This is a genomic window from Sphingomonas sp. IW22, from assembly GCF_041321155.1.
GTDB lineage: Bacteria > Pseudomonadota > Alphaproteobacteria > Sphingomonadales > Sphingomonadaceae > Sphingomonas.
Genome location: NZ_JBGGWB010000019.1, coordinates 742 through 2,118, shown reverse-complemented (window position 1 = coordinate 2,118; position 1,377 = coordinate 742). Strand labels below are relative to the sequence as shown.

Below are 1,377 nucleotides of genomic sequence, written 5' to 3'. Positions count from 1 at the left end.
GTGTCGTTGACCTTTGCGACTGCCCCAAATAGGGGTGGCTCGGGCGCATAATTTTTGGTAGTGGGGTTCTTTCGAGTTCCCATGCATATAATGAAATTAATTGAATGGATTGATTGATTGATTGGAATGGGTTTCATCATTTCATTTCATTCTCGTCGTTCTTTGAAAATGTCGTTTTCGGTCAATCGAAATCAACAACAAAAAGTCAACAGCACTGCGTATTCCCAATCGGTCACCCATATAAGTACTATCGCAGCCTTACGGCGCTTGATTGCGGAGATCAGACGAGTTCCGATATAACCACCATAGTGTGGCCGTTGACAATTACAAGCGTGTGTAAAATGTTGAAAATGATGAAAATGTTGAAAATGATGAAATTGTTGGAATTTTTTTTGGAAATTTAATTTGGAAAATGTCCAAACAACAACGATTGTTGGGTAAAGACTTGTTTTCGTTTCAATAAAACGAATAAAGAGACTTTTTCGGAGTGCAGTTATTTCGCGTTGTCATGGTTTCAATTCAAGGGAGAAAATACCATTGAAAATGAACAGAAATGTAAAAAGAGACTGGATAAAGAAACTGAGAAGTGAGTTCTTACAGAAAAACGTTGGGAAAAAGCACGGGCGACGATAAAACAGCTATTTACACTCCGACAACATACACTGAACGTACTCGTTGATTGGTTACATACCAACAAGAGACGATTGGATAACAAAGTGTGCCATGTGAAATTTGAATTGGAAATGTGGAAAAAACCTGATTTTTCGTTAGAGTTTCTTTTCATCAAACTTTGTCTTATTAGAGGTTTTGGTTTTCATTTCATTATTAAAGGAGTTAAAATACTCCCCACTAGCAAAAATTACGTGTTCGACTCATCCGATTTGGATAAGCGCAGGAGGCAGCCTGTTCCTTGTGCAATGAGCAGGCCTTATCCTGAGAGCCGAGCAATCATGAACACCCGGCATCTAACACCAAGTAAGTTTATTGATGGAATCACTCTTGCAATGGTAGTGGTAAATCAGTCGTTTTTCAGCGACACTGAACGCGTCAAAGTCGATAAATAGTCATTTTGATGCCCTAATAACGGAAAAATGAATGGTATGGAACATATTGATTTCAACCCTTCATACTTACCTGGCGCAGGGCGTTGTCGTTCACTATTGACAAGCTTCAGGGCGAGGCGGCCCCATTGCACACCGGTGTCGTTGACCTTTGCGACTGCCCCAAATAGGGGTGGCTCGGGCGCATAATTTTTGGTAGTGGGGTTCTTTCGAGTTCCCATGCATATAATGAAATTAATTGAATGGATTGATTGATTGGTAAGTTAATTAAAGTAATATACGTACCCTTGAGCTTTCTTGGGGTGATGGTTTTTAA

Annotated in this window: 1 protein-coding gene and 1 rRNA gene; both read right to left on the bottom strand. The window is 39.9% G+C overall.

Features of this window, described 5'->3' with window-relative positions; translation table 11 throughout:
• Positions 1–203: 203 nt before the first annotated feature.
• Positions 204–322, bottom strand: a 5S ribosomal RNA gene (rrf, locus tag ACAX61_RS19465).
• Between the two features lie 848 nt (positions 323–1,170).
• A partial coding sequence (locus ACAX61_RS19460; protein WP_370716195.1) for a hypothetical protein occupies positions 1,171–1,377 on the bottom strand: 207 nt, incomplete at its 5' end.